Raw genomic sequence first — 19,329 nt, forward strand, 5'->3', positions numbered from 1 at the left:
GAAGGGACCCGGGCCGGAAACTGCCCGGCGGCACGCTTTTCCGACATGACAGACGGTGCACGCGTGGCGACGCGATCGGGGGTGCTCCCCCGGGAGGCGGCCACGCACTGCCCGTACTGCGCGTTGCAGTGCGGCATGGTGCTGCGCGGTGCCGGCGACGGCGTCGAGGTCGGCGCCCGGGACTTCCCCACCAACCGGGGCGGGCTGTGCCAGAAGGGCTGGACCGCCGCCGAACTGCTCGACCACCCGGAGCGGCTCACCACGCCGCTGCTGCGCGACCGGCCCGGCGGCGAGCTGCGCCCGGCGGGCTGGGACGAGGCGCTCGACCGGGTCGCCGCCGGCCTGCACGCGGTCCGCGACCGGTACGGCCCGGACGCGGTCGCGGTCTTCGGCGGCGGCGGGCTGACCAACGAGAAGGCGTACGCGCTGGGCCGGTTCGCCCGGGTGACGCTGCGCACCCGGCACATCGACTACAACGGACGCTGGTGCATGTCGTCGGCCGCCGCGGCCGGCAACCGCGCCTTCGGCGTCGACCGGGGCCTGCCGTTCCCGCTCGCCGACCTGGCCCGGGCGGACACGCTGCTGCTCGTCGGCGCGAACCCGGCCGAGACCATGCCGCCGCTGATGCGGCACGTCGCCGACCAGCGGGCGCGCGGCGGCCGGCTGATCGTGATCGACCCCCGGGCCACCGCCACCGCCCGCCAGGCCGACCTGCACCTGCAACCGCTGCCCGGCACCGACCTGGCGGTGGCCAACGCGCTGCTGCACATCGCGCTCACCGAGGGCCTCGTCGACCGGGCGTACGTCGCGGCGCGTACCACCGGGTTCGACGAGGTCCGACGCACCGTCGCCGGCTGCTGGCCGGCGGAGGTGGAGCGCCTCTCCGGCGTGCCGGTGGCCGACCTGGAGGCCGCCGCCCGCGCGCTGGCCGGCGCGGACCGCGCGATCATCCTCACCGCCCGGGGGGCCGAGCAGCACGCCAAGGGCGTCGACACGGTCACCGCCTTCATCAACCTGGCGCTCGCGCTCGGCCTGCCCGGCCGACCCGGCTCCGGCTACGGCTGCCTGACCGGGCAGGGCAACGGGCAGGGCGGACGCGAGCACGGGCAGAAGGCCGACCAGCTCCCCGGCTACCGGCGGATCGACGACCCGGCGGCCCGGGAGCACGTGGCCGGCGTGTGGGGCGTCGACCCGGCGACGCTGCCCGGCCCCGGGGTGCCCGCCTACCAACTGCTCGACTCGCTCGGCACCCCGTCCGGGCCGAGGGCGCTGCTGGTGTTCGGCTCCAACCCGGTCGTCTCCGCGCCCCGCGCGGCCCGGATCGAGTCCCGGCTGCGCGACCTCGACCTGCTCGTGGTCGCCGACCTGCTCCGCTCGGAGACGGCCGAGCTGGCCGATGTCGTGCTGCCGGTGACCCAGTGGGCCGAGGAGGACGGCACGATGACCAACCTGGAGGGACGGGTGCTGCGCCGGCGCGCGTTCCGCCCGCCACCCGCCGGCGTCCGCACCGACCTGGAGATCCTCGCCGCGCTGGCCGCCCGCCTGACCGACGGCGCACCGCTGCCGACCGACCCGCGGACGGTGTTCGAGGAGCTGCGCCGCGCCTCGGCCGGCGGCCCGGCCGACTACGCCGGGATCACCTGGGACCGGATCGACGCCGACGAGGGCGTGTTCTGGCCCTGCCCGGACGTGGACGGACCGGACCGGCCCCGCCTCTTCGCCGACCGGTTCCCCACCCCGGACGGCCGGGCCCGGTTCCACCCGGTGACCCACCGCCCGGCCGCCGAGCCGGTCTGCGCCGAATATCCGCTGCACTTCACCACCGGCCGGGTGCTGGCGCAGTACCAGTCCGGCACGCAGACCCGACGGGTCGCCGCGCTGCGCCGGGCCGCGCCGGGCGGCTTCGTCGAGCTGCACCCCGACCTGGCCGCCCGACTCGGCGTGACCGACGGGACGCCGGTGCGGGTGGTCTCCCGCCGGGGCGAGCTGCGCGCGCCGGCCCGGCTCAGCCCGGCGATCCGGCCGGACACCGTCTTCGCCCCGTTCCACTGGCCCGGCGCGGCCCGCGCCAACTCGGTCACCAACGACGCGCTCGACCCGGTCTCCGGGATGCCCGAGTTCAAGATCTGCGCGGTCCGGGTGGAGCGGGCATGACCGGGCGCATCGTCGTGGTCGGGTACGGCATGGCCGGGGCCCGGCTCGCCGCCGAGCTGCACGCGCGGGGCGGGGACCGCCGGATCACCGTGCTCGGGGCGGAGCCGCACCGGGCGTACAACCGGATCATGCTCTCCACACTGCTCACCGGGAAGATCGGCGAGCCGGACGTGGAGCTGGTCGAGGCGCTCGGTCCGCGGGTGGACGTACGGACCGGCTCGCCGGTCTCCGCCGTCGACCGGACGGCCCGCGAGGTCCGCACCGCCGACGGCGGCCGGTACGGCTACGACCATCTGGTGCTGGCCACCGGCAGCCGGGCCGTGGTGCCACCGCTGCCCGGGCTCGACCCGTTGCCCGGCCGGGTGGTCCCGTTCCGCACGCTCGCCGACTGCCGACGGATCCTCGCCGTCGCCCGGGACGCGCGTCGCGCCCTGGTGCTCGGCGGCGGGCTGCTCGGGCTGGAGGCGGCCCGGGGCCTCGCCGCCCGGGGCCTCGACGTGACGGTGGTCCACCCGCACGGGCACCTGATGGAACGGCAGCTCGACCCGGTCGCCGGGGCGGTCCTCGCGGGCACCCTGACCGGGCTCGGCGTCCGGGCCCGGCTCGGCGTGCCGGCGACCCGGGTGACCGCCGACGCCGACGGCGTCCGGCTCCACCTGGCCGACGGGGAGCCGCTCGCGGCCGACCTGCTGGTGCTCTGCTGCGGCGTACGCCCGGACACCGCGCTGGCCCGGGCGGCCGGGCTCGCCGTCGACCGGGGCGTGGTGGTGGACGACCGGATGCGGACCAGCGACCCGCGCATCTCGGCGGTGGGCGACTGCGCCCAGCACGACGGGACGCTGACCGGGCTGGTGGCGCCCGCCTGGACGCAGGCGCGGGTGGTGGCCGACGTGCTGACCGGGGACGACGAGGCGGCCCGCTACCGGCCCCGACCGACGGTGACCCGGCTGAAGGCGGCCGGGATCGACCTGGCCGCGATGGGCGACCTGGCCGGGACCGGCGACCCGGACGGGACCGGCCCGGTCGAGGAGCTGACGTTCGCCGACCCGGCCCGCGGCACGTACGCCCGGTTGCGGATCCGCGACGAGCGGCTGACCGGCGCGATCCTGCTCGGCGACAACCCGGCGGTCGGCACCGTGGTGCAGCTCTTCGACCGGGGCGCACCGGTGCCGGCGGACCGGCGCGCGCTGCTGCTCGGCCGCGCGGTCGGCGCACCGGCCGAGCCGGCCGCGTCCCCGGCGCTGATGCCGGACGCGGCCGTCGTGTGCCGGTGCAACGACGTGACCAGGGGCGCGCTGGTGGCGGGCTGGCGGGCCGGCGCCCGGAGCGTCGCGGCGCTGTCCGCGGCGACCAGGGCCGCCACCGGTTGTGGCGGCTGCCGGGACGCGGTGACCGGCATCGCCGCCTGGCTCGCCGAGGCGGACCCGCCGACAACCGACGAGGTACGCGAGACGGATGCGGATCGGGAGGCGGTGCAGGTGTCATGAGCGAGCGAAGCGAGCGGATCAGCAGGCTGGTGGTGGTCGGCAACGGGATGGTCGGGCAGCGCTTCGTGGAGGCGCTGCGGGCCCGCGACCGGGACGGGCGGTGGCGGATCACCGTGTTGGCCGAGGAGCGGCGCCCGGCGTACGACCGGGTGCGGCTCTCGGCGGTCTTCGACGGCGTCGACGCGGACGAGTTGAGCCTGCACACCCCCGACGACGGCGTGGAGCTGCGGCTGGGCGAGCCGGCCACCGGCGTGGACCGGGCGCGACGGGTGGTGACCACGGCGACCGGAGAGCACCCGTACGACGCGTTGGTGCTGGCCACCGGCTCGTACGCGTTCGTCCCGCCGGTCGACGGCACCGACCTGCCGGGCGTCTTCGTCTACCGGACACTCGACGACCTGGCCGCGATCCGGGCACACGCCGGGGGCCGGCGGACCGGCGCGGTGATCGGCGGCGGCCTGCTCGGCCTGGAGGCGGCCAACGCGCTGCGCCTGCTGGGGCTCGCCACCAGCGTGGTCGAGTTCGCGCCCCGGCTGATGCCGGTGCAGGTGGACGACGCCGGCGGGGCGATGCTGCGGCGCTACGTGGAGGAGCTGGACGTCACCCCGTACCTCGGGGTGGCCACCACGGCGCTGCGCCCCGGCCCGGACGGCACGGTGGCCGCGCTGGACCTCGCGGACGGCCGCACGGTCGACGCGGAGCTGGTGGTGGTCGCGGCCGGGATCCGGCCCCGGGACGAGCTGGCCCGCGCCGCCGGGCTGCCGCTGGGCCCGCGCGGCGGGGTGCTTGTGGACGCGGCGTGCCGGACCGCCGACGAGCGGATCTGGGCGGTCGGCGAGTGCGCGGCGGTGGAGGGCGTCTGCCACGGTCTGGTCGCGCCCGGGTACGCGACCGCCGAGGTGGTCGCCGACCGGCTGCTCGGTGGCGCGGCCACGTTCCCCGGGGCGGACACCGCGACCAAGCTGAAGCTGCTCGGCGTGGACGTGGCCTCGTTCGGCGACGCGCACGGCGTCACCGCCGGCTGCCTCGACGTGACGTACACCGACCCGGCCACCCGCTCGTACGCGAAGCTGGTCCTCTCCGACGACGCGCGGACGCTGCTCGGCGGCGTGCTGGTCGGCGACGCGAGCGCCTACCCGACGTTGCGGGCGAGCGTCGGCGGCCCGCTGCCCGGTCCCCCGCTGGCGCTGCTGGCCCCGGCCGGCGGCCCGGGGGCCGGGGCCGGCGCGCTGCCCGCCGCCGCGCAGGTCTGCTCCTGCAACGCGGTGACCCGGGCCGACCTGGACGCGGCGATCGCCGGCGGGGCGACCGACGTGCCGGCGCTGAAGGCGTGCACCCGGGCCGGCACGAGCTGCGGCTCCTGCGTGCCGATGCTGAAGCAGTTGCTGGACGCCGCCGGGGTGCGGCAGTCCACCGCGCTCTGCGAGCACTTCGACCTGAGCCGACAGGAGCTGTTCGACCTGGTCCGGGTGCGGGGCATCGGCACGTTCTCCCGGTTGGTCGCCGAGCACGGGCGCGGACGCGGCTGCGACATCTGCAAGCCGGTGGTGGCCTCGATCCTCGCCTCGCTGGGCACCGGGCACGTGCTCGACGGCGAGGCGGCGTCCCTCCAGGACACCAACGACCACTTCCTGGCCAACCTGCAACGCGACGGCAGCTACTCGGTGGTGCCCCGGATCCCCGGCGGGGAGATCACCCCGGAGAAGCTGATCGCGATCGGCGAGGTGGCGCGGGACTTCCACCTCTACACCAAGATCACCGGCGGGCAGCGGATCGACCTGTTCGGCGCGCGGGTCGACCAGCTCCCGCAGATCTGGCGTCGGCTGGTCGACGCCGGCTTCGAGTCCGGGCACGCGTACGGCAAGGCGCTGCGCACGGTGAAGTCCTGCGTCGGGGACACCTGGTGCCGGTACGGCGTGCAGGACTCGGTCGGGCTGGCCATCGCGTTGGAGCTGCGCTACCGGGGCCTGCGCGCGCCGCACAAGCTGAAGTCGGCGGTCTCCGGCTGCGCCCGGGAGTGCGCCGAGGCGCGCGGCAAGGACTTCGGCGTCATCGCCACCGAGACCGGGTGGAACCTGTACGTCGGCGGCAACGGCGGCTTCCGGCCCCGGCACGCCGACCTGTTCGCCACCGACCTGAGCACCGAGGAGCTGGTCACACTCATCGACCGGTTCCTCATGTACTACGTGCGCACCGCGGATCGCCTGCAGCGGACGGCCGCCTGGATCGAGGCCATGGACGGCGGCCTCGACCACCTCCGGTCGGTGCTGGTGGACGACGCGCTGGGGCTCTGCGCCGACCTCGACGCGGCGATGGCCCGGCACGTCGACGGGTACTCCGACGAGTGGCGGGACGTGCTGGAGGACCCGGAACGGCTGCGCCGCTTCACCTCGTTCGTCAACGCGCCGGACGTGCCGGACCCGTCCATCACCTTCGCGGTGGAGCGGGGGCAGCCGGTGCCGGCGCGCGGTGCGCCACCGGGCGGGGAGGGCCGGCGGCAGCCCGTCGTGCTGGGCCTGCCGGAGGTACGCCGATGAGCCCGACCGTGACGCTGGGCTGGACGCCGGTCTGCCCGCTGGACCGGCTCGACCTCGACCGGGGCGTGGCGGCGCTCGTGGACGGCGTGCAGGTCGCGCTCTTCCGCACCGTCGGCGGGCTGTTCGCGGTGGACAACCTGGACCCGGTCGGCGGCGCGTACGTGATGTCGCGGGGCCTGGTGGGCAGCCGGGGCGGGGTGCCGACGCTCGCCTCCCCCCTGCACAAGCAGGTGTACGACCTCACCACCGGGCACTGCCTGGACCTGCCCGGGGTGACGCTGCGGCGGCACCCGGTGCGCTGCCGGGACGGCCTGGTCGAGGTGCGGCTGCGGCAGGAGGAGTGAATGCGGGACGAACTGGCGGGCTTCACCATCGGGGTCACCGCGGACCGGCGGCGCGACGAGCTGGCCGCGTTGTTCCAGCGGCGTGGCGCCCGGGTGGTGCTCGCCCCGGCGCTGCGGATCGTGCCGCTTGCCGACGACACCGACCTGCGCGAGGCGACCCGGGCCTGCCTGGCACACCCGCCGGACGTGCTGATGGCCAACACCGGCATCGGGATGCGGGGCTGGCTGGAGGCGGCCGAGGGCTGGGGGCTGGCCGAGCCGCTGCGGGACACGCTCACCCGGGCGTACGTGGTGTCCCGCGGGCCGAAGGCGACCGGGGCGATCCGCGCGGCCGGGCTGCGTGAGCACTGGTCGCCCGCCTCGGAGTCCTGCGACGAGGTGGTCGAGCACCTGGTCCGGCGCGGCGTGGCCGGCCAGGTGGTGGCGCTGCAACTGCACGGCGACCGGCAGCCGGAGTGCACCGAGGCGCTGGTCGCGGCCGGGGCCACGGTGATCGAGGTGCCGGTCTACCGGTGGGCGCCACCGGCCGACCCGGCGCCGCTGCACCGGCTCATCGACCTGGTCGCCGGCCGGCTGGTCGACGCCGTCACGTTCACCTCCGCCCCGGCGGCCGAGGCGCTGCTGCGGGCCGCCGGGGACCGGACCGAGACGGTGCTGGCGGCGTTGCGCGGCGACGTGCTGGCCGGGTGCGTGGGCACGGTCACCGCCGAACCGCTGGTGCGGCGCGGGGTGCCGGTCAGCGCGCCGAGCCGGGCCCGGCTCGGCGCGCTGGTCCGGACCATCGTCGAGGAGTTGCCCCGCCGCACGGTCTCGGTGAAGGCGGCGGGGCACGTGCTCACGTTGCGCGGTCACGCCGCGGTGGTGGACGGGGAGCTGCGCCAGTTGGCGCCGGCCCCGATGGCCGTGCTGCGGGCGCTGGCCGCGTCGCCCGGGAAGGTGCTCTCCCGCACCGCGCTGCTGCGCACGCTGCCCCGGGGCGCTGACGAACACGCCGTCGAGATGGCGGTGGCCCGGCTGCGGGTGGGGCTGCGGGCGCCCCGGGTGGTGCAGACCGTCGTGAAGCGCGGCTACCGCCTCCGGGTGGACTGAGCCGGCTCAGCTCCGGCGGGCGTCGCGTGCCCCGCCCGCGCCGCCGACCTCCAGGTCGACCAGGGCGAGCAGGAACGCCGAGGCGTGCCCGGCCTCGTCGTGGGCGATCTCGGCGAACAGGTCGGCCGCCTCGTCCTCGCCGACCGAGGCCGCCTGCCGGGAGAAGGACGGGTACATGGTGGTCGCCTCGTAGAGCTCGCCGTCGATCGCCGTGCGGAGGTTCACCGCGTCGCCGTGGACCAGGCCGGCGAGCGTGGCCGCCTCGCTGAAGTGCTCGCCGAGTTCCTGACCGGCGGTGTTCTCCCAGAGCTGGGCCAGGCGAAGCCGACCGCCGTCGCGGGCGTGCCGGGCGTAGAGCGTGTACTTCGCGTACGCGAACGCCTCGCCGCGCGTCGTCGCCTCCAGGTTGTCCTGCGTCGCGCCGGAGCAGACCGGCTCACCGGCGGTGATCGGCACCGGCGGGACCGGCTCGCCGGTGGGGACCCCCACCCCGGAGCCCGGGTGCGTGGTCGCGTACTGGGCCAGCCGGAACCGGGCGGCGTGCCGCGCCTCGTCGGCCGCCAACTCCTGGAACAACCGCGCGGCCTGCGGGCAGCGGTCCCGGCGGGCCTGCCGGGCGTAGCCCGGGTAGACCACGGTGGCCTCGTGCCACTCGCCGGCGATCGAGTCGCGCAGGTTCGCCTCGTCGGAGCCGACGAAGTCGATCAGCGCCGCTTCCTCCGTGAAGTGCTCGTTCAGCTCGGTGGCGGCGGTGGCCGTGAACAGCTTGGCGATGCCGTCGTGGTCGTTGCGTGCCGCCTCCGCCCCGTACGCCAGGTAACTGGCGTGGGCGAACGCCTCGCCCCGCATGGCCCGCAGCGTGTTGGCCCGGGTCGTGTCGTCCGTCACCGCCGCCTGGGCGGGCGCCCCCACCAGGCCGACGCCGAGCACGACGCCGGCGGCCAGCGCCGTGACGCCTCTGACTGTGCGCATCGAATCCCCTCTCCTCCGAACCCGCCGTGAAAACTTCTTCACACAGCGTGACGATGCTCGGGGGGATCCTAAGTTTTCCCAGTTCAGCGGCGAAGTACCCGAAGTGCGACGCGCCGGGTCAGCCCACCGAGGCCGGATAGCCGTGCTCGGCCTGGAGCCGGAGCATGGCGTGCTCGACCACTGTCACCAGCACCTGCTTGACCGAGTCCCGGTGCCGCGCGTCGCACATCACCAGTGGGACGTCCGGCGAGATGGCGAGCGCCTCCCGGACCTCCTCCAGTTCGTAGTGCGGCGCGTCGTCGAACCGGTTCAGCGCCACCACGTACGGCAGCTTGCGGTTCTCGAAGTAGTCCAGCGGCGCGAACGCGTCGGTGATCCGGCGCGTGTCCACCAGCACCGCCGCGCCCACCGCGCCCCGGATGATCTCGTCCCACATGAACCAGAAGCGGGTCTGACCCGGCGTCCCGAACAGATAGAGGATCAGGTCCTCGGCCATGGTGATGCGGCCGAAGTCCATGGCGACCGTGGTGGTCTCCTTGCCCGGCACCTTCGACGAGTCGTCGATGCCCACGCCGGCCGCTGTCATCAACGCCTCGGTGGTCAGCGGCTGGATCTCGGAGATCGCCCCGACCAGGGTGGTCTTACCCACCCCGAAGCCACCCGCGATCACGATCTTCGCGGAGATGATCTCCCGGCCGCGGCTCGCCCCGTCGGGGTCATAGTTCGCGAAGTCCACTTAGCACCCTTCCAAGCAGGTTCATCCGCGCCGCGAAGCCCGTCGCGGGAGCGGCACTGTGTAGCGTCAGCAGGCCCTCGGCCACCATGTCGGCGACCAGCACCCGGGTGACGCCCAGCGGCATCCGGGTGTAAGCGGCGATTTCCGCCAGCGACTGTGCCCGGCCTTCACAGACCGAGGAGATGCGGTATTTGTCGTGCCCGGCGAACCGCGCCTCGGCGGACTGGGTGGCCGTGCTCGACAGGACCGCCTCGAGCGCGATGTTCTGCAACGGCTCGGTGCGGCCGCGGGTGACCGCGTACGGTCGCACCAACGCGCCACGCGGATCACGTCGCGGTTCCATCTCGCGATCACCTCCCCTCGTACGGAGCCGGACCGGCTCCGGATCACCAGGTCAACAGAGCGTCAGGAACGGACGGCGTCCCGCGGCAGCGGCACCAGCGCCTGACCGACCCGCTCCACCAGCAACGCCATCTCGTAGCCGACCTGCCCGACGTCACAGCTACGGGCCGCGAGCACGGCCATCGACGAGCCGTCGCTGATGGACATCAGGAAGAGATAGCCACTGTCCATCTCGATCACGGTCTGCAACACGCCGCCGGCGCTGAACATCCGCGCCGCGCCCTCGGTGAGGCTGACCACGCCGGAGGTGATCGCGGCGAGCTGGTCGGCCCGGTCCTGGGGCAGATCCCGGGAGGAGGCGAGGAGCAACCCGTCCGCGGACACCGCCACCACGTGCGCGATACCCGCCACACTGTCGGCGAAGTTGGTGAGCAACCAACCCATGTCCTGCATGGCCGCCGGCCTGTTCATCGGTTCGTCTCCTTGGTCGAGGTGCTGTTCAGATCGGTGCCGGCCGTGCGGCCCCGCTGGACGCCACGGTGGTAGGCGGAGAGCAGACCCCGTACCTCGTCCGGCGTGCGTCGGCTGCGGTCCCGGCCGCTCTTCGGTTCGATCCCGCCCGGCACGAGCTGCGCCTGCGGCACCCGCTTGGGCAGGCCGGACCGGGTCGTGCCGCCGGTCGTGGGCTCCGCGGCCTGGCTGGCCCGGGACCAACCGTCGTCGGCCGCCGTCCGCCACGCCTCCGGGTCGATCGGCGGAGCCGGCGCGGGCTCCGGCGCGGGCGCGGGCGGCACCGCCGCGGCGGGCGGTGTGGACGGGGCGGGCGGTGTGGACGGGGCCGCCGGCGGGCTGTACGCGGGCGGTGTGCTCAGCCCCGAAGCCTGGGCCCCCGGGGTTCGGGTGGGCAGCGGCGGCCGGGCCGACGCGGCGGGCTGCGCCGGGGCGGCCTGCGCCGGGGCGGCCTGCGCCGCGGCGGGTGGCGGCTCGTCGAACCGGGGGCGGGTGAAGATGGTGGTCTCGTCCTCTCCGTGCGAGCGGAACCAGACCGCCTCCATCTCCCGGAATATCGGCGCCTCGGCCGGCCGGTCCGGTCGGGCCACCACCGGCGCGGCCGGGGTGGCCTCCACCGGCGGCGCGGCGGCGAACGCCTGGAAGGCCGACGGCGCGGGGTTGGTCGTCGTCGCCGTCTCACCGTTCGGCGTCCGCTTGGGCAGCGGTTCGAGAGCCGGGTACGCGACCGTCGGGCCTCCCGCCGACCAGCCCGTCTCCGGGGCCGGCGCGGCGGCGACCGGGGCGGCGGCGGGCACCGGAGGCAGCGTGCCGGGCAGGCCGCCGAACTGCACGGCCGGCGCGGTGTCCCGCGCGTCGGCGGGCGCCTGCCACCGCGCGGGTGGCGGGGTGACCGTGCTGCGCCACTGGTCGGCCAGGGTGGCGGTGCCGCCCCGACCGGCACCGGCCAGCGCGTCGGCGGCACCGACCTGGCTGAGCGGCGACTGCTCGACGGCGAGCGGCTGGCGCGGCCGGGTCAGCGGGGCCTGGCCCCGGTTGGCCGGCAGCACCACCGTCGAGTTCGGCAGCGTGACCTGGGCGACCGTGCCACCCTCGACGTTGCGGCGCAGCTCGACCCGGATCCCGTGGCGGGAGGCGAGCCGGCTGACCACGGCCAGACCCATCAGCCGGAACGCGGCCACGTCGACGGTCGGCGGCGCGGCCAACCGCCGGTTGAGCGAGTCGAGCTGGTCGTCGGTGAGGCCGAGGCCCCGGTCCTCCACCTGGATCAGCACGTAGTCACGGATCCGCCGGCCGTCGGCCACCACCACGGTGTTCGGCGGCGAGAACCGGGTGGCGTTGTCGAGCAGCTCCGCGACCAGACGGACCACGTCGTTGACGGCTTGCGCGGCCACCGAGATGTCGATGTCCACGGTGCCGAACTCGATCCGGTTGTAGAGCTCCACCTCGGACTGGGCGGCGCGCAGCACGTCGACCAGGAGCGCGTCGTCGCGGCGCGGCACGGCCGAGTCGGCGCCGGCCAGGACCAGCAGGTTCTCGTCGTTGCGGCGCATCCGGGTGGCCAGGTGGTCCAGCTCGAAGAGCTGGGCGAGCCGCTTCGGGTCCTCCTCGCCGCGCTCGATCGCGTCCAGCTCGCCGATCATCCGGTCGACCAGGCTCTGCGAGCGGCGGGCCAGGTTGAGGAACATCGCCGAGACACTGGTCCGCAGCGCGGCCTGCTCGGCCGCCACCCGGACCGCCTCCCGGTGGACCACGTTGAAGGCCACCGCCACCTGGCCGACCTCGTCGCGGTTGGTCAGCTTGATCGGGTCCCGCACCTGCTGGACGATCTCGTCCACGCCACCGTCACCGATGGCGTTGACGTTCTGGAGCCGGCTCACCGCGTCCGGCAGGTCGTGGTTGGCCACGGAGAGCGCGCCCTCACGGAGCCGACGCAGCGAGTCGTTGAGCGAGCGGGCGAGCACCACGGCGAGCGTCACGGCGACGGCCAGCGTCAGCAGCACGAGCAGGCTCTCCACGAACGCCTGCCGGATCACGTCGGTGCGGACCGCGTCGGCGTCGGCGAGCAGCTCGTCGAGGAGCTGGATCTCCGCCCACCGCATCAGGTCGTCGACCGCGCCGATGGCGGCGGACGCCTCGTCGCGGGTGACCAGCGCGGGCTTGCCGATGGACCGGGACAGGTCGGCCGCGACCCGGTCGGCGAGCTGGACGGCGTCACCGGAGACGGTGCGGTCCACCAGGCCCCGCTGCTCCGGAGCGGCGGCCCGGGAGAACGAGAGCAGGGCCTCCTGCTGGCCGGTCAGCGTGGCCACGAACGAGGAGAACTGCTCCTCGTCGATCCGGTTGCCGACCGCGAGCGCGGTGAACACGACCGCCTGTTCCTCCGCCACCTCGGCCTTGGCGTGGGCGAACGCGGCCACCGCGCGGCGGGCGTCGGCGAGGCTCTCCGCGCCGGGCTGCTGGGCCAGCGTGTCGCCGTACGCGACGAGGTCGTCGAGGACGATGCCGTAGCGCAGGCTCGCCTCGGCCACCGGCATCTGGAGGCGGTCGAGCACCTCCTGGCGGGTGCCGTTCAGCGTCTCCAGGTGGTCGTCGATCACCTTCAGCCGGTCCCGGACCGCGGCCGGCACGTCGCCGAGCGTGCCGCGCTCCTCCCGGTAGGCCGCGATGCGCTCGTCGGTGCGACGGACCCGCAGGTTGTAGTCGTCCGGCTTCTGGTTCGTGTCGGCCAGGAAGGCGGCTGCCGCCATCCGTTCCTTGTGCAGGTCCTGGGTGAGCGCCGAGACGTCGACCGAGACCGCGGTCAGCGCCCGGACCTGGTCCGCCTCGTACGCGCCCTGGCCCACCGAAATAAGTCGGATAGTTGCCAGTGCGATGACAGCCGCCACCGGAACGACCAGGATGAGGGCGAGCTTGGAGCGGATCCGCGCGTCACGCAGCCGAGGTAGACGCCGCCGCCGATTCCGCTGTTCGGCGCTGGGGCTCCCGGGCAGGGTCGTAGGTCCGGTGCTCACGACATCGCCTCCGTCGTTTCTTCCACGCGTGACCCGCTGACCCGTGCCTGGTGCAGCGGCCAGCGCCACGCGCGGCACGGCCGAGATTTCATCAGACGAGATCCTTTTTGGGAAGCCGCGGTGAGGTAGGAAACGGTCGGTGTGGACTCAACCCGTGATCCGGTCACCTAATACCTTCTTTTCTCCAACCCCCTGAACAGGGGATGTCACTCCAGAGTGGCCAAGCGCATCTGAGCAGTAATTGTCAGTTAACGTTTCGTTTCCCCAGCATGTGGGATGACCGTCCCGAAACGGCATCCGGCATCCCCGCTTGACCACAGGGCCCGGCATTGGCAAGGTTTTGCAAGCTTCGCGCACACCGTACGGCACCCCAATCCCGTTCCTCCACTGAGGACGGACAAGCGGCGGTGATCGGGCGACGGCCCGCGCCGCACCCTGGAGGACTGAGTTGAGCCCCATCCGCTCCGCGAGCATCACGGTGCTCGCATCGGCCGTGCTGGCCACCACGCTCACCGGCTGCGGGATCGGCGGGGAACCGCAGGACACCAGCCCCATCGTGATCGCCGCCGACCTCGAACTCTCCGGCGCTTCCGCGCCGATCGGCAAGGTGTACCAGCGGGCGCTGGAACTGAAGGTGGACCAGATGAACGCCTCCGGCGTGCTGGGCGGCCGGAAGATCGAACTGAGGGTCAAGGACAACCGCTCGGACGCGGCCGAATCCTTGCGCAACATCAATGATTTCAGCGGCGACGCACAGGTGAGCGCCGTCATCATGGGCGGCTGCAACGAATGCGCCGTCGGCGCGGCGCGCACGATCAGCGACAAGCGCATTCCGACCATCGCGCTCGCTTCCGCCGGCGCGGTCACGGACCCGGTCGACCAGCGCCGGTACGTCTTCAAGCTGGCCCCGAACGCGGTGGACAGCGCGGCGGCCCTCACCACCGAGCTGACCCGGCGCAACATCCGGAAGGTGGCGGTGCTGCACAGCGCCGACGGGTACGGCCAGGAAGGCGTCGCCGCGCTGCGCCGCGAGTTCGGCAAGACGTCGGTGAAGCTGGTCGCCGCCGAGGCGGTGCGGACCACCGACACCGACGTGAGCGCGCAGATCGACGACCTGGTCGACAAGAAGCCGCAGGCCCTGATCCTCTGGACGCCCCCGGAGCAGGCGACGCTGGCCGCCACCACCGCCCGGCAGCGCAACTACCGCGGGTCGCTCTTCTTCGACGCCTCGGCCGCCGGCGAGCTGTTCCTCGGCCCGTCGGCCCGCTCCACCGAGCTGGCCACGCTGATCTTCACCCAGACGATGGTGATCGACGACGTCATCGCCACCACCCCGGCCAAGGCCGCCCGACGGCAGTGGTTCCAGGACTACACCGCCCGGTTCGGCGGCTACAACGGCTTCTCCTCGTTCGCCGCCGACGCGGTCCAGCTCATCGCGGACGCCGAGCAGCGGGCCGGCGGCGAGCGGGGGAAGGTGGACCGGGACGCGCTGCGCGACGTGCTGGAGACCTCGCAGCTCGACGGCCTGTCCGGCCCGATCCGGATGACGCCGGACAATCACTCCGGGTTGATGCCGCAGGCGCTGACGACGCTGGTGGCGCGTGGGGGTCGGTGGCGGCTCGCCGGCTAGGGGTCACCGTGGGGTGTGGCCCCACCGCAACCGGCTCCGGGCGGTCAGGCTTGATCCCTGCGCCGGTTGCGGTGGGGCCACACCTGTCGTGGTCGGGCGCCGACCTTGGGTGAGGTCGATCTGTCGGAGTCCTCGGTCGACGTCGGGTTCTCGGTCGACGGTCAGCGGGCGGAGGTGGTGGCGCGCACCCACGGGAGGGCGAACCGCTCGATCGCGCTCAGGGCCGCGTAGAGCACGATGCTCATCAGCGCCACCAGCATGATGGCCGCCCACGCGGTCGCCGTGTCGCCCACGCCGTTGTACTGGAGGATCTGGTAGCCGAGGCCGGGACGGTCCGAGTAGAACTCCCCGATCACGGCACCGATCGCGGCCAGCGGCATGGCCACCTTGAGGCCGACGAAGATCTGCGGCAGTGCGGCCGGCAGGCGCACCTTGCGGAACGACTGCCACCAGGAGGCGTTCAGCGACCGGCCCAGCTCCGCCAGGTCGGCCGGGGTGGTGGTCAACCCGGTGGCGGTGGAGAGCACGATCGGGAAGAAGCAGAGCAGGAACACCATGGTCAGGATGGGTTTCTGACCGAAGCCCACGGCCACCACGAGCAGCGGGCCGAAAGCGATCTTCGGGACCGCGTTCACCGCCACCAGCAGCGGCGCGAACATCCGCTCCACCCGGCGGGACGCGGCCAGGGCCATCCCGATCAGCACGCCGACGACCGACGAGAGCAGGAAACCCGAGAGCGTCATCCAGGTGGTGATCCCCAGGGCGGGCAGCAGCACATCGGTGGTGGCGGCGAGCGAACGGGCCACCGCCTGCGGCGGCGGCAGCGCGACCGGGTGCACCAGGTGCAGCACGGACGTGACCAGCCACCAAGCGGCCACCGCGATGACCAGCCCGAGCACCGGCAGGCCGACCGCCGCCGGGGGTACGCCCCGACCGCGCCGGGCGCGCGCCGGCTCCACCGGCGCTCCCGGCCGGGCCTCGGTCAACTGCGTCAACGTGTCCTCCTTGTCCGGCCGGTCGGCACGACCGGCGCGCGAAGGGGGTGCGCCCACCGGATGTCCCGGCGGGCGCACCCCCGTTGGTCCGAGCGACAGGTCAGGCCTTCGGCGCGAGGTCGAAGTTGATGATCTGGTCGGGGGTGAGGTTCTGCTTCAGCGCGCCCGCGCCCTGGAGCAGCGCGATGCTCTTGGCCACCCGGCCACTGTCCAGCGTGCCGATCGCGGTGCCGGAGTTGCTCGACCGGACGTACGCGGCCATCAGCCGAAGCTCGGCGGCGGACGCGGCCGGGACGGCGGCCGGCACGTTCTTCTTCAGGATCTCGCCCGCCTCGTCCGGGTGCTCCAACGCGTACTCCAGGCCCTTGAGCAGCGCGGCGGTGAACTTCTTCACCATCTCCGGCTTCTCCTTGGCGATCTTCGAGGAGGTGATCAGCGCGTTGCCGTAGAGGTCCTGCATCACGTTGCTGTACGGCAGCACGACCGGCTTCTTCTTGGTCACCACCTCGACGGTGGGCTGGCCGACGACGAACTGGCCGATGCCGTCCACCGAGCCGGAGCCGAGCATGCCGATCAGGCCCTGCGCCTCACCGTTGACCCAGGTCACCTTGCTGTTGTCGATGCCGGCCAGCCGCGCGTACGTGGGGAAGAGGTTGCGCACGACGGAGGTCGGGGTGTCGGCGAGCTTCTTGCCCTCCAGGTCCTTCGGCGTGGCGATGTTCTTGCCCTCGACCGTGACGATGGCGGCCATGGTGCGCTGCTGGATCGCGGCCACCGCCACGAAGTCCTTCGCCTGGCCGTTGCCGAGCTGGAGGATGCCACCGGTCAGGTCGATCGGGCCGAAGTCGGCCTGACCGCCGGTGATGGTCTGGATGACCGAGCCGGTGCCCTGGCCCGGCTTGATGTCGACGTCGAAGCCGGCCTCCTTGAAGAAGCCCTTGTCCTTCGCCACCCAGGCGTAGGAGTCACGGCCGAAGTTGCCGAACGAGGTGAGGTAGGTCACCTTCTCCAGCGTCCCGCCGGTACCGCCGCTGCTCTCGGACTTGTCCGAGTCGCTGCTGCAGCCGCCGACGAGGGCGAGGGCGGTCGCCAGCGCCGCCGCGGCGACTGTGCGGGTCAACCTTCTCATCAGTGCACCATGTCCTTTCCGACCTGGGCATCTTCGCCGGTCGGGTCGTGGGTCCGACGGGGTCGGCAGGGGGGATGGGCCGACTGGACCGTCGCGAGGGGACTCTTCGCGCGCAACAGAGTACGAGAAGCCAGATGACGCGCAGCAACCGTCCGGGTTGCGGAACGGAAACGAACGTGCATAACGGGGGTGAGTTGACGTCCACCCCGGACCGAACGACCGGACGAGCCCCGCTACGCTAGCCCGATTCGCATTCGGACGACGTGGGAAGGGAGCCGGCGGATGATCCGACTGTCCGGGGTGTCCCGCACCTTCGACGGCCGCTCAGGGCGGGTGGAGGCGTTGCGCGGCATCGACCTCGACGTCGCCGAGGGTGAGTTCGTCGCCGTCCTCGGCCGGTCCGGCTGCGGAAAGTCCACTCTGCTGCGGATGATCGCCGGCCTGCTGCCGGCCACCGCCGGGGAGATCACCGTCGCCGGCACGCCGATCACGAAGCCGCGCCAGGACGTCGCCATGCTGTTCCAACGGCCGGCGCTGCTGCCGTGGCGCACGGTGCTCGACAACGTGCTGCTGCCGGTGGAGATCTTCGGCTGGAGCCGGGCGAAGCACCGCGACCGGGCCCGGGCGCTGCTGGAGATGGCCGGGCTGGGCGGCTTCGAGAAGCGCCTCCCGCACGAGCTGTCCGGCGGCATGCAGCAGCGGGTCTCACTCTGCCGGTCGCTGATCGGCTCACCCCGCGTGATGCTGATGGACGAGCCGTTCTCCGCGCTCGACGCGCTCACCCGGGAGGAACTCTCCGGCGAGCTGCAACGGGTCCACATGGACACGAGAGCGACGATCGTCTTCGTCACCCACTCGATCGACGAGGCGGTGCTGCTGGCCGACCGCGTGGTCGTGCTCAGCCCGCGTCCCGGCCGGATCCGCGAGGTGGTCGAGGTGGCCGTGCCCCGGCCCCGCACCCTGGGCCGGCACGCGCACCTGGCCGACGTCGCCCGGATCAGCGCCGAGCTGCACGAGCTGCTGATGGAACGGGACACACCCGGCGTACCCGCGCCGGCCGGTCCGGTGGGACCGCCGGCCACGCCGGTCGAGACGCCGCCGCGGGCCGCGGCGGCGGGAGGACGGTGAGCATGCGGGTCACGGTCTTCACCGAGCCCCACCGCGGCGCGGACTACGACGACCAGCTCCGGTTCGCCCGGCTGGTCGAGGAGACCGGCTTCGAGGGCTTCTTCCGGGCCGACCACTACCGGTCGATGGGGGACGAGCCGGCGCTGCCCGGCCCCACCGACGCCTGGCTGACGCTCGCCGCGCTGGCCCGGGAGACGTCCCGGATCCGGCTCGGCACGCTCGTCACCTCCGCCACCTTCCGGCTCCCCGGGCCGCTGGCCGTGATGGTCGCCCAGGTCGACCGGATGAGCGGCGGCCGGGTCGAGCTGGGCATCGGCGCCGGCTGGTACGAGCGCGAACACACCGCGTACGGCATCCCGTTCCCGCCGGTCAACGAGCGGTTCGATCGGCTGGCCGAGCAGTTGGAGATCGTCACCGGCCTGTGGCGCACCCCGTCCGACGAGACGTACAGCTTCACCGGCGAGCACTACCGGCTGGTCGACGCGCCCGCGCTGCCCAAGCCGGTGCAGCAGCCCGGTCCGCCGGTGATCGTCGGCGGCAAGGGCCCCAAGCGCACCCCCGAGCTGGCCGCCCGGTACGCCGACGAGTTCAACATGCCGTTCAAGAGCGTCGCCGAGACGGCCGCCGCCTACGAGCGGGTCCGGGAGGCGTGCGACCGCACCGGGCGCGACGCGTCCGGGCGTGCGCCGCTGACGCTCTCCGCCGGGATCGTGGTGGCGATCGGGCGCACCGACGCCGAGGCGCAGCGCCGGGCCGCGCCACTGCACGTCGCCAGCGCGCTCCCGCCGGAGGACCCGGTGGTCGGCTCCCCCGCCCAGCTCGTCGACCGGCTCGGCGAGTTCGCCGCGGTCGGGACCACCCGGGTGCACCTGCGGCTGATCGACTTCGACGACCTCGACCACGTGGAGCTGATCGCCGCCGAGGTGCTCCCCCAACTGGACGGAGCCCGATGACCCACGCGCACGCCGACCTCGAACTCGGCCCGGTAGGCCAGGAGATCGTCTACGAGAACGACCGGGTCCGGGTCTGGCACATCCGGCTGGAGCCGGGCGAGCGCCAGCCGCTGCACCGCCACGACCACCCGTACCTGGTGGTGGCGATCGAGGGTGCGAAGAACGTGGTGCAGACGATCGACGGCACCACGATCGACGCCGACGAGCCCACCGGCGGGGTGGTCTACCGCGACCCCGGGGCGGTGCACATGCTGACCAACGTCGGCGACACCACCTACCTCGCCCGGCTGGTCGAGCTGAAGTAGCCAC

The 19,329-nt window shown here is 73.7% G+C and carries 16 protein-coding genes; 9 read left to right on the plus strand and 7 right to left on the minus strand.

Going from position 1 to position 19,329, the window contains the following annotated elements; translation table 11 throughout:
• The first annotated feature begins 45 nt into the window (after positions 1-45).
• Genes ACZ6O5_RS04280 through ACZ6O5_RS04300 form a run of 5 tightly spaced genes read left to right on the plus strand, consistent with a single transcriptional unit; the run spans position 46 to position 7,611 of the window.
• Complete coding sequence (locus ACZ6O5_RS04280; protein WP_465974415.1) at positions 46-2,154, plus strand: molybdopterin oxidoreductase family protein; 2,109 nt, start codon at positions 46-48, stop codon at positions 2,152-2,154.
• Complete coding sequence (locus ACZ6O5_RS04285; protein WP_465974416.1) at positions 2,151-3,641, plus strand: FAD-dependent oxidoreductase; 1,491 nt, start codon at positions 2,151-2,153, stop codon at positions 3,639-3,641. The genes ACZ6O5_RS04280 and ACZ6O5_RS04285 overlap by 4 nt, the downstream gene beginning before the upstream one ends.
• The gene (nirB, locus tag ACZ6O5_RS04290; protein WP_465974417.1) at positions 3,638-6,178 is read left to right on the plus strand and encodes a nitrite reductase large subunit NirB; all 2,541 of its coding nucleotides are present in this window, start codon (positions 3,638-3,640) and stop codon (positions 6,176-6,178) included. Before ACZ6O5_RS04285 ends, nirB begins: the two co-directional genes overlap by 4 nt.
• Positions 6,175-6,522 (plus strand): nitrite reductase small subunit NirD, encoded by a 348-nt coding sequence (nirD, locus tag ACZ6O5_RS04295; protein ID WP_465974418.1) that lies wholly within the window; start codon positions 6,175-6,177, stop codon positions 6,520-6,522. Before nirB ends, nirD begins: the two co-directional genes overlap by 4 nt.
• Positions 6,523-7,611 carry a uroporphyrinogen-III synthase gene (locus tag ACZ6O5_RS04300; protein WP_107157472.1) on the plus strand — a complete coding sequence of 363 codons (1,089 nt, stop codon included), beginning with the start codon at positions 6,523-6,525 and terminating at the stop codon, positions 7,609-7,611.
• 6 nt (positions 7,612-7,617) lie between these two features.
• Here the strand turns inward: ACZ6O5_RS04300 and ACZ6O5_RS04305 are convergent, their stop codons facing one another.
• From ACZ6O5_RS04305 to ACZ6O5_RS04325, 5 genes are all read right to left on the minus strand, one after another.
• The gene (locus ACZ6O5_RS04305; protein WP_465974419.1) at positions 7,618-8,583 is read right to left on the minus strand and encodes a ferritin family protein; all 966 of its coding nucleotides are present in this window, start codon (positions 8,581-8,583) and stop codon (positions 7,618-7,620) included.
• Positions 8,584-8,701: 118 nt separating this feature from the next.
• A complete protein-coding gene (locus tag ACZ6O5_RS04310; protein WP_465974420.1) occupies positions 8,702-9,319 on the minus strand; it encodes a GTP-binding protein in 618 nt (205 codons plus the stop codon).
• Positions 9,300-9,662, minus strand: a complete 363-nt coding sequence (locus tag ACZ6O5_RS04315) for a DUF742 domain-containing protein (protein WP_091065900.1) — start codon at positions 9,660-9,662, stop codon at positions 9,300-9,302. The genes ACZ6O5_RS04310 and ACZ6O5_RS04315 overlap by 20 nt, the downstream gene beginning before the upstream one ends.
• Before the next feature lie 62 nt (positions 9,663-9,724).
• On the minus strand, positions 9,725-10,132 hold the full coding sequence (locus ACZ6O5_RS04320) for a roadblock/LC7 domain-containing protein (RefSeq protein WP_089155226.1): 408 nt from the start codon (positions 10,130-10,132) through the stop codon (positions 9,725-9,727).
• Complete coding sequence (locus ACZ6O5_RS04325; RefSeq protein WP_465974421.1) at positions 10,129-13,185, minus strand: sensor histidine kinase; 3,057 nt, start codon at positions 13,183-13,185, stop codon at positions 10,129-10,131. The genes ACZ6O5_RS04320 and ACZ6O5_RS04325 overlap by 4 nt, the downstream gene beginning before the upstream one ends.
• Positions 13,186-13,633: 448 nt before the next feature.
• Between ACZ6O5_RS04325 and ACZ6O5_RS04330 the strand changes: the two genes are divergently transcribed.
• Positions 13,634-14,815, plus strand: a complete 1,182-nt coding sequence (locus ACZ6O5_RS04330; RefSeq protein ID WP_465974422.1) for an ABC transporter substrate-binding protein — start codon at positions 13,634-13,636, stop codon at positions 14,813-14,815.
• Positions 14,816-14,976: 161 nt separating this feature from the next.
• Here the strand turns inward: ACZ6O5_RS04330 and ACZ6O5_RS04335 are convergent, their stop codons facing one another.
• Both ACZ6O5_RS04335 and ACZ6O5_RS04340 read right to left on the minus strand, forming a co-directional pair.
• A complete protein-coding gene (locus tag ACZ6O5_RS04335; RefSeq protein WP_465974423.1) occupies positions 14,977-15,810 on the minus strand; it encodes an ABC transporter permease in 834 nt (277 codons plus the stop codon).
• A 100-nt stretch (positions 15,811-15,910) separates the two neighbouring features.
• Positions 15,911-16,939: an ABC transporter substrate-binding protein gene (locus ACZ6O5_RS04340; protein ID WP_465974424.1), complete on the minus strand. Its 1,029-nt coding sequence runs from the start codon at positions 16,937-16,939 to the stop codon at positions 15,911-15,913.
• Between the two features lie 282 nt (positions 16,940-17,221).
• On the opposite strand from ACZ6O5_RS04340, the gene ACZ6O5_RS04345 reads away from it, so the two are divergent.
• The 3 genes from ACZ6O5_RS04345 to ACZ6O5_RS04355 are packed head-to-tail and all read left to right on the plus strand — an operon-like array spanning position 17,222 to position 19,325.
• Positions 17,222-18,067 carry an ABC transporter ATP-binding protein gene (locus tag ACZ6O5_RS04345; protein ID WP_465974425.1) on the plus strand — a complete coding sequence of 282 codons (846 nt, stop codon included), beginning with the start codon at positions 17,222-17,224 and terminating at the stop codon, positions 18,065-18,067.
• Positions 18,068-18,069: 2 nt separating this feature from the next.
• The gene (locus tag ACZ6O5_RS04350) at positions 18,070-19,020 is read left to right on the plus strand and encodes an LLM class F420-dependent oxidoreductase (RefSeq protein ID WP_465974426.1); all 951 of its coding nucleotides are present in this window, start codon (positions 18,070-18,072) and stop codon (positions 19,018-19,020) included.
• Positions 19,017-19,325 carry a cupin domain-containing protein gene (locus ACZ6O5_RS04355; RefSeq protein ID WP_281938063.1) on the plus strand — a complete coding sequence of 103 codons (309 nt, stop codon included), beginning with the start codon at positions 19,017-19,019 and terminating at the stop codon, positions 19,323-19,325. The genes ACZ6O5_RS04350 and ACZ6O5_RS04355 overlap by 4 nt, the downstream gene beginning before the upstream one ends.
• Positions 19,326-19,329 lie beyond the last annotated feature (4 nt).

It is taken from the genome of Micromonospora sp. NPDC049201 (assembly GCF_055586805.1).